This window comes from Stutzerimonas stutzeri (assembly GCF_024448985.1).
Taxonomy (GTDB): Bacteria; Pseudomonadota; Gammaproteobacteria; order Pseudomonadales; family Pseudomonadaceae; genus Stutzerimonas; species Stutzerimonas stutzeri_AP.
In genome coordinates this window covers 53195-60119 of sequence record NZ_JAMOII010000022.1, presented here as the reverse complement: position 1 = coordinate 60119, position 6925 = coordinate 53195, and the positions used below count along the sequence as shown (strand labels likewise).

Here is a 6925-nt window from a genome sequence, read left to right as displayed (position 1 = left end):
TTAGGTGAGAGTTTTGCTCATGAGTTTTTGGCTGAAGTGATTGACCTCAAAAAGCGGTTGGTAGTGGTTGGTTCAGTTGTCATTGAATTAGATGATGTTTTGCCTGGAGATATTAGTGTAGGAGATTTGATTCGGTGTTCCTGTGGTCGTCTTGATGTGATTTCTTAGTTGGGAAAAAGGAGTAAAGAACAGAAAAGGGGACAGATTTATTTTCCGGCCTGTTTGTGAGAGATGCTTCAGATCGCCTCATGTGTCTTCGCTAACCTGACGTCTTTTCCAAAGAATGGAGAGAGTACTATGCCCAGGATGGGTCGTCTTGTTCTGCCAAATTATCCGCACCATGTCGTCCAGCGAGGCCACAACCGGCAGGTTGTATTCGCGGCTGATGAAGACTACCAGCGGTACTTGGCGGATCTACGCGAGTTGAAAGACGCCTTTGGTGTCAAGGTTTACGCCTACTGTTTGATGACGAACCATGTTCACTTGCTGTTGGCTCCGGGTGAGTCGGTAGCGGGGCTTGGTCAGTTGATGAAGGCGCTCGCCGCACGAGCCACAAGGTATCGCAATCGGTTGGAAGGCCGCTCAGGCACACTTTGGGAAAGTCGTTATAAATCAAGCGTCGTGCAGACCGACGCCTACCTGCTTGCATGCGCTCGCTATATCGAACTGAACCCAGTCCGGGCACGGATGGTGGCCGACCCGAGCGACTACCGCTGGTCTAGCTATCTCAATCGCATAGAAGCTGACGAAGCGGCAGGATGGTTGGATACCGGTCCTTGCTTCCAAGGGTTATGGAAAGAAAAGGGGACAGATTTATTTTCGCGCGTTAGGGCGCTTTCTTCGTGATGGGCGCCTAACCAGGACCTCATGGCATATCCAAATCCTGCGCGCTAGACCGCGAACCCGCTCGCGTTCTCCTCCGTCGCAAGTTCCTATAATCCTGCGCCCCCTAGGAGCCAAAAGGATTTGCCCGTGAAAGACCTCAACACTATGAGTACGCGTATCCCCCTGCTATCCGGACTGGTAGTAGTGGTCGCCATCGGCCTGCTGGCCATCGTCAGCGTCATGAGCAGTTGGTATACCATCGACGAAAAAGAGCGCGGCGTGGTGCTGCGTAACGGTGCGTTTGTTTCAGTCGCCGAGCCGGGTCTTGGCTTCAAGATTCCTTGGATCGATAGCGTCAAGATCATCTCGGTGCAGAACCAGACGACTACCTACAAAAACGTCCAAGCCTATAGTCGCGACCAGCAAACGGCCTCCATGTCGATTTCGGTTTCGTGGCATGTCTCGCCCGATGACGTCGAGCGCGTTTATAAGCAATTCGGCAGCGAACAGGTGCTGGTAGAGCGGCTCATCAGCCGACAGATCGGTACTCAGGCCGAGCGGGTTTTTGGTGGGTACACCGCAGTACGTGCAGTTCAAGAGCGTGGACAGCTTGGCCTCGACTACGCCAAGGCGTTTACTGACGCCATCTCAGGGCCGGTGGTAATCGATAGCGTTCAGTTGGAGAACATAGACTTTTCCGACGCGTACGAGCGCTCTATCGAGGAGCGTATGAAAGCCGAGGTGGCAGTGAAAACGCGCGAGCAGGATCTCGCACGCGAGCGGGTAAACGCCGAAATCGCTGTGACCCAGGCGCAGGCTGCCGCTGACTCGTCGCTTGCCCGGGCGCGCGCCGAAGCCGAGGCCACCCGCCTTCGCGGTGAGGCTGAAGCCGATGCCATCAAGGCGCGTGCTGATGCCCTCAAGGCAAACCAGGCACTCGTCGAACTGACCAAAGCAGAGCGTTGGGATGGCAAGCTTCCCAGCACCGTGCTACCCAACAGCGCTCTGCCCTTCATCGATGCGCTCGTGAGCGAGCGCGACTAACTACAAACGGACGGTCCGTCTTGAGCTGACTCAAGCGGCCCGCAGTCCGGCGGACGGTACCCCGGCTGCCCTTCTCCAAGATGCAAACAAAAACGCCCGATCGAAGACCGGGCGTTTTTATCACTAAAGGCTTACAACAACCATTTGTAGTTCAGTACCAGCCAGTAGTCAGCATCTCCACCCTCGCTGGTTCGGTTGAGCATGACCGAGCCTACGCCGCCACCCAGTGCGGCCTCCGCATCAACCGCTGCCCGTAACCAGTTCTGCCGATACGCCTGGCCTGGAAGTTCAAAGGTCGACAGGCCAGGAAGCTCGCCGTGTGCGCTGTCGCTTCCACCGTCAAACCGATGCACGCCTTGGAGTCTTGCTAGCAAGATGACAGTTGGGCTGTGGGTATGTACAGCGTCCATGCCGACGCGACCGGTAGTGGTCCGCTCGGTGCGGTTGTCCCAACGAACCGGGAAACCGCCGCCTGTTTCGGTGTAGCCATCGAATTTGGCTGCCACGTGACCAACACTGGTGCTTTTTGTTGCCTGCAACATAGCTCCGCCTTCAGTTCCGTATGCAGGAAATATAGACACCTGATGGGCGAGACCATGATCAGTGTGGGCCTGTTTGCGAATGTGAGGCCGGCGCCAGCACATTGGACGAGTCCAATTCAGCATTCCTCCTGTAAGTAACCGCGCCAATTGCGCAGAGTACTGCCAGTACCGTCAGGCAAAGACCGACCCAAGGCGTCCAGCCCACGCCCGCAAGCGCTACGACCAGCCCGCCTACTGCTGCACCCAGGCCTACACCCAGATGCATCGCCGAGGTGTTCACAGCGACCCCGGCGCTGCCGCTGGCTGGGTCGCTGTGGAGCAGGAAGCTCTGCACGGCCGGAGAAATCATCCAGCTGATGGTGCTCCAGAGCATTACGCTCGGGATGAAGAGGGCGCTATTCAAACTCAGCGGAATGGCCGCCAGCGCCAGGCAGAAGGCTGCGGGAATAAGCACGAGGGTCAGGCGCGGGCCTACGCGATCGGCCAGCCAGCCGCCCAGATAGCCGCCACCCAGCGCTGCCAGGCCGATCAGCAACAGCAGCCCGCTTACCGCCGCGGCGTCGGTCATCCCAAGCATCGCTGCCAGGTACGGCGTGAAATAGGTGAATAAGGTGAAGTGTCCGCCGAGCAGGAGAATCGAGACGGCCTGCGCCAGCCAGAGCGGCCGGTGGCTCAGCTGTCTCAAGTAGCCGGCGCGACCTGGCAGGGTGCTGGAGCGGCTGTCGGGCAAGTATCGCCACAGGAGCAGGCTCAGAGGCAACGAGTAGATTGCAATGGCGAAGAAGACCCAGCGCCAGCCGAACCAGCTCGTAACCTGTACGCCTAACGGCACGCCGAATACCAGCGAGGCGCTGATGCCCATGAAGATGATGCCGATGGCCCGCCCCTGTTGCCCCGGTGGCGCCAGTTCCGATGCCAGCAGCGTCGACATCACGATCAGCAGCCCGCAACAGGCGGCCATGCCGATGCGTGCCAGGAGCAAGCTGGAGTAGTTCGGACTGATTGCGGCGAAAGCGTTGAATAGTGCGAAGATCAGCAGTGCCGCTACCAGCAGGCGGCGACGTTCCCAGCGTCTGGTCAGCCAGGTGACCAGCGGGACGGCTATGGCAAAGGCGATGGAGAAGAGGGTCGTCAGCTGACCGGCCAGGCTGACCGATACCCGGAGGTCGCTGGCCAATGGCGGCAGAATACCTATAAGAACGCTCTCCGCCACGCCAGCGGCGAAGGTGGTGAGCGATAGCAGAAACAAGCGAAGATCCATGACGGCTCCGATTCCCGGTGAGGGGTTTCGGGCGCTGTGTGCCTTCGGTTATCCCAAATTGAGTGGTGAGTGGGTCATTGACGTTGCGCGGCGACGCGAGGCATCAACCCATACCAGCCGGGTAACGATAGTGACGGGCAACCGGCCCGTCAACACAGCAACCGGCCATCAGCGGCGGCGCCCTCGCGGTCGGTTGACCGATGTGTTTGCCGGATAACGCCAGCCCTTTTAAATCTTCGGAGCAACATCAACGCGGTTGCGTTACTCCTGCAACAGTCCCTCGATGTGCAGCGCCGACCAGGCCAACGTCGTGCGATCCGCTGGGTTTGAGGGCTTCCGCCTTACTGACGAATCCAGGTCTGGGTGCGGCCCAGCGCTTCGATGCCAATGTAGCCGCGCATTTCCAGCTTTTCGCCGCCTTCGAGCACGGTGACCTTGGCACGGTAGGTCTTGCCCTTGGCGGGATCGAGGATGTTGCCGTCGCTCCAGACGCGTTCGCCGTCGGGCTTAAGTCCCCAGAGAATGGTCATGCCGGTGATCGGCTGGTCTTTGCGCTCGCCCTCGCAGGCGCTGCACAGCGGGTTGGGGCCTTGGTCCGATTGCAGAATCTCCGCCACCTTGCCGCTCAACGTGCCGTCGGCGGCTTCCTGGATCTCGACGATGGACCTGGGCTTGCCGGTTTCGTCATCTATGGTTTGCCAGCGTCCGGCTGGCGATTCGGCGGCGAAGGACATTGATGTGGCGGTTAGCGGCAATGCCAGCAATAGTGCGGTGAACAGCGAGCGCATGGGTTCTCCTGCGGCGTGATCGAAGGCGGCGACTCTACCATGGCCCCTTAATCGCGGCGCTTTTCGAACTTGCCTCGCTTGGTTCTGTTCGAACTGTCCAGACCGTCGGTTCCTGAAATTAGCCAGCGCTAGATGAGCACAAGGGGGCCATGACCGACTGCGTTAATGGCCCGACGAGCGTTGCGCCGCCGTCCGTCGGCGGAATGCGCCAAATGTAGGCGGGCGTTCAAGTCTGTTCTCACGACGCCGAAAAAAGGAGAGCTTGAATGCTTTATGAATAATGCCAATATGATGGCTACTTTGCGTGATAGATGCCTGACGGCCCTCGTCCCGGAGGTCACTCGATGAGTGGACCATCGTTTCGCCATCTGAGTATTGCCTTGTCGTTGCTCGCATTGCTGCTCGGCAGCCAGCCAGCTTCCGCTGGCGCCGACATTATTGTCGTCACCGAAGAGCTACCGCCCTACAACATGACCGTCGACGGCAAATTGACCGGCATGGCTACCGAAGTCGTGCAGGCTGTGCTGGACGAGGTCGGAGAACAAGCACACATTCAGTCGATGCCATGGGCGCGCGCGTACGACATCGCGCTCAACTCGGAAAACGTGCTGATCTATTCGATCGCCCGGACTCCGCAACGTGAAGCGCTGTTCAAGTGGGTCGGTGTGATTGCGCCGACACGCTGGCACCTGTTTTCGCTTCCGGGCAAACAGTTCCACTTAAAAAATCTCGACGACGCGCGTCGATATCAGATCGCAACGGTGAAGCAGGACGTTGGCGAGGAGTATCTGCTCGATAGAGGCTTCGTCATCGGCCAGAATCTGCAGTCGAGCAACAAATACGAACACAACTACAAAAAGCTCAAGGCCGGGCGAGTGGATCTTTGGATATCCAACGATCTCAATGCGCATTATCTGGTGCGCCAGGCCAGCGGCAATCCCGACGAGACGGCTGTGGCTCAGTTGGAACTGGACGATCTGGGCGGGGCCGATGGCCTGTGCATGGCCTTCAGCCAAAGCACGTCGGACGAGGTAGTCGAGCGCTTCCGCGAAGCCTTGGCCAAGGTGCGCGCCGATGGGCGTTATGACGCGATTGCAAAAAAATGGCTCTGACGTGAGCGCTACGCCAACAAGCCCGGCCAATTCCGCTCCTCCTCCGGCCGCCGTGGGCTCGCTCGGCCGCCGGCTGGTGCTGGCAACGCTAGGGTTTTGCCTGCTGTTTACCTTTGCCACCGTCGGTGTGCGCACTTGGTCTGCTTGGCAAACCAGCCTGGCCGCGATGAACGCCGAGCTAATCCTCATCGACCAAGTCTTCCAAAGCAATCTGGCCAAGGCGATCTGGGAGATGGACAGTGACGCGCTCGAAACCCAGCTCGACAGCGTAGCCAAAGTCGCTCTAGTCGGACGAGTCGAATTGCAGATCATCCGCGCCGGCCGCGCGCCTGAGATCATGCGGCGCGAGAGGGTGGACGGCCCCGCCTCGCCCCGCATTCCCAAACTGCAGCGTAGCCTGACCTACGAACCCTACGCCGGTGCTAGCGAAACGGTGGGCGAATTGACGCTCGAAGGTAACGAGCGGGTGCTCTGGAAGCGCCTGCTGGATGAGGTCATCAGCATCGTCGTCACCCAGGTCATTCAGTCCTTGTTGTTGGCCGGGCTGATCATGTGGATGTTCAACAGAACAGTCACGCTGCACGTGCGCAGGATTGCCCGCCACCTGACCAGGTTGACGCCCGCGAATCTGGAACAGACGTTGCGGCTCGATCGCTCAGCCAAGCGTCGGGACGAACTGAGCCTGCTCGAAGCTGGCGTCAATGGCTTGCAGGCGAAACTCTCCGCTTACCTCGAACGCCAGCATCAGGATGAGCTGGCCCTGGCTGCGCATCGCGACCGTCTGGCCGAACTGGTCGAGGAACGGACCGTCGAGTTGCGTGCCGCCAACGTGTTGCTGGAAGAGCTGTCGCGGAGTGATCCGCTCACCGGCCTGGCTAATCGCCGTCATTTCGATGAAATCAAGGACGTTGAGTTTCGCCGTGCCCTGCGCCTCGGCCAGCCGTTGACCGTAATGATGTGCGATGTAGATTTTTTCAAGCGCTACAACGACCACTATGGCCATGCGCAGGGTGACCATTGCCTGCGAGCTGTCGCCGATACCCTCAAATCCGTGTTCGCTCGCGCCGGTGAAGTGGTGGCGCGGTTTGGCGGCGAGGAATTCGTCGTGCTTTTGCCGGGCGTCGATGCCGATGCAGCCTGCCGTGCCGCTCAGCGTCTGCAGCAGCGATTGGCCGAGCGCAATCTGTTGCATGAAGCCTCGCCCGTGTCGCCGTACGTGACCATGAGCATTGGACTGGCCAGCTTCGATGCCGACGCCATGGACCACTTCGATCAATTGCTGCGCCGTGCGGATGAGGCCCTCTATCGGGCCAAGACGCTGGGGCGCGACCGGATATCCGACTAAGCCCCGAC

The 6925-nt window shown here is 59.3% G+C and carries 6 protein-coding genes and 1 pseudogene; 4 read left to right on the top strand and 3 right to left on the bottom strand.

From position 1 onward, the window contains the following. Window positions 1-297: 297 nt before the first annotated feature. Both NA647_RS17585 and NA647_RS17580 read left to right on the top strand, forming a co-directional pair. Window positions 298-783: pseudogene (locus NA647_RS17585) on the top strand (transposase); the annotation flags it as partial. A 207-nt stretch (window positions 784-990) separates the two neighbouring features. After that, the gene (locus NA647_RS17580; RefSeq protein WP_256058847.1) at window positions 991-1869 is read left to right on the top strand and encodes a prohibitin family protein; all 879 of its coding nucleotides are present in this window, start codon (window positions 991-993) and stop codon (window positions 1867-1869) included. 131 nt (window positions 1870-2000) lie between these two features. On the opposite strand, the gene NA647_RS17575 is transcribed toward NA647_RS17580, so the two are convergent. The 3 genes from NA647_RS17575 to NA647_RS17565 all read right to left on the bottom strand — a co-directional run bounded on the left by NA647_RS17575 (window position 2001) and on the right by NA647_RS17565 (window position 4460). Continuing rightward, window positions 2001-2411: an autotransporter domain-containing protein gene (locus tag NA647_RS17575; protein ID WP_256058845.1), complete on the bottom strand. Its 411-nt coding sequence runs from the start codon at window positions 2409-2411 to the stop codon at window positions 2001-2003. A gap of 58 nt (window positions 2412-2469) precedes the next feature. Beyond that, the gene (locus NA647_RS17570; RefSeq protein ID WP_256058844.1) at window positions 2470-3672 is read right to left on the bottom strand and encodes an MFS transporter; all 1203 of its coding nucleotides are present in this window, start codon (window positions 3670-3672) and stop codon (window positions 2470-2472) included. Between the two features lie 341 nt (window positions 3673-4013). Further along, window positions 4014-4460, bottom strand: coding sequence for a DUF2147 domain-containing protein (locus tag NA647_RS17565; protein ID WP_256058843.1), 447 nt, complete (start codon window positions 4458-4460; stop codon window positions 4014-4016). A 344-nt stretch (window positions 4461-4804) separates the two neighbouring features. Here NA647_RS17565 and NA647_RS17560 point away from each other — a divergent pair, with 344 nt between their 5' ends. Further along, entirely contained in the window at window positions 4805-5572 is a 768-nt protein-coding gene (locus tag NA647_RS17560; protein WP_256058842.1) for a substrate-binding periplasmic protein, read from the top strand. Between the two features lies 1 nt (window position 5573). Then, window positions 5574-6917 carry a GGDEF domain-containing protein gene (locus NA647_RS17555; protein WP_256058841.1) on the top strand — a complete coding sequence of 448 codons (1344 nt, stop codon included), beginning with the start codon at window positions 5574-5576 and terminating at the stop codon, window positions 6915-6917. Window positions 6918-6925: the final 8 nt, after the last annotated feature.

Excerpts from the sequence above, each read along its gene's own strand:
- NA647_RS17580 (WP_256058847.1), top strand. The coding sequence starts at position 991 with ATGAGTACGCGTATCCCCCTGCTATCCGGACTGGTAGTAGTGGTCGCC.
- NA647_RS17575 (WP_256058845.1), bottom strand. The coding sequence starts at position 2,411 with ATGTTGCAGGCAACAAAAAGCACCAGTGTTGGTCACGTGGCAGCCAAA.
- NA647_RS17570 (WP_256058844.1), bottom strand. The coding sequence starts at position 3,672 with ATGGATCTTCGCTTGTTTCTGCTATCGCTCACCACCTTCGCCGCTGGC.
- NA647_RS17565 (WP_256058843.1), bottom strand. The coding sequence starts at position 4,460 with ATGCGCTCGCTGTTCACCGCACTATTGCTGGCATTGCCGCTAACCGCC.
- NA647_RS17560 (WP_256058842.1), top strand. The coding sequence starts at position 4,805 with ATGAGTGGACCATCGTTTCGCCATCTGAGTATTGCCTTGTCGTTGCTC.